The organism is Vibrio sp. 378, from assembly GCF_033339435.1.
Map to the genome: position 1 here is coordinate 1 of NZ_JAWOUO010000074.1, position 1,438 is coordinate 1,438.

1 protein-coding gene is annotated in these 1,438 nt (G+C 43.4%); it reads right to left on the reverse strand.

Features of this window, described 5'->3' with window-relative positions:
* Positions 1–142: 142 nt before the first annotated feature.
* Positions 143–1,072 carry a phosphate/phosphite/phosphonate ABC transporter substrate-binding protein gene (locus R7Q48_RS24185; RefSeq protein ID WP_318132614.1) on the reverse strand — a complete coding sequence of 310 codons (930 nt, stop codon included), beginning with the start codon at positions 1,070–1,072 and terminating at the stop codon, positions 143–145.
* Positions 1,073–1,438: the final 366 nt, after the last annotated feature.

Sequence of the window (1,438 nt, forward strand, 5' to 3'; positions counted from 1 at the left end):
TTTTGCGTAATCTGCTGTGCGAGATTGTTTGAGTATGTGTCGTAGCCATGCATGTAAAGTACAAGGTTGACCACAACCACCAAAACAACGACGGAGATGGTCGCGAAAATGTATTTGGTTTCTAGCGAAAGTTTGTTCAGCATCAGTTTGCCTTTGGTAGCAAGTTAACAGACTTTCGAACCGTGTCGAGAGACGTTGCCATATCTGGCGTGAGTGCTGATATGCGCTTGGTATTTTGGAATACATCCAAGGCATGCAAACCTTCTGGTGAGGCATCCATTTTCAATAAAATCGATGTAATTTCATTTTTGGTCGATTGGCTCAAAGTAGGCGACGCTAAAACCAAATCACGCGGGATCTCCACCGAGTTATGGAAAATGGTCAGTTTTTCTTTCATGTTTTCTGGCAAATCTTTTGGGTTGTTCCAGTTGAAATTACTGAACGCCCCTGCGGTAACGCGCTGTTTATACACCCAAACGGATAGGTTGATTTCGTTGGATTGTTCCAAATGTTCATCCAAAAACAAATAGCCGATACGGCCTTTCGTTGGGTGATCATCTATAGAGCGAAGGTATTCTAATTTTTCGCCTTGGTTGAGCAATGTAATGGCAGGTAAGTAAAAGCTACTGGTGGAGTTGCGACTCTCGAAAATGAGCGTTTTGCCGCGCAGATCGGCCAAGGAATGAATGCCACTGTCTTGATGGGTGAAAAATACAGAGTGGTATTTTTCGAGTCCCTTTTTCCACCTTACGGCGAGCACTTGGCTGTTAGATTCTCGTTCTAGGGTTACGGCGTTAAACGGTGTAGCTGTTGCAATTTGAACGCTGCCATTTTTGAGAGCAACTGCAAGTTGTCCATAGTTGTTGAAGACTTGTACCGACCCAGAGGTATAACCGAGGTGATTCAGCCTTCCGGACACATATTGAGCAAAGGGTGTCGCCTTTTTGATTTTACTTTTTGCTTTGTCGGAAACGATACCTACGGTAAATACGAGGTCATTGACGGGTTGAGCGCTAGCAAGAAAGGGGGAGCTTAAAGAAGCAAGCAGTAAGAGTGTGCAGGCAGGTTTCATCCGGCGTCAACATCCTTGGGTATGTGTTCTTGAACGACAAGATTCATAATAAAAGCAAATTGCACTTCAACGAAGCACACAATCATTCAGTAATTATTGAGTTAGAACTCAAAAAGTGACTCGGTCACGTATCTTTCAAATAGTACCGATTTTGAATGTTAAGTACAGGAGTAATGTCGCTCTTTCAGTGACTGAAACACAAGTGAAACAGGGGATTTGTCGGCGTTCTGAGAAACAACGCTCACTTAACTAGAACCGTGTAAGTGAGCCTTAAAATAAAATGAGAGGTTAAGCAAAGACCTATGCTGTTTGCGTTATGAGCGTTGCTCGCTAACACATGCCTTCTAACTGCTTCAAGCACTTTTG

Bases quoted from the DNA above. Each gene is read 5' to 3' on its own strand.
- R7Q48_RS24185 (WP_318132614.1), bottom strand. From the start codon at position 1,072: ATGAAACCTGCCTGCACACTCTTACTGCTTGCTTCTTTAAGCTCCCCC.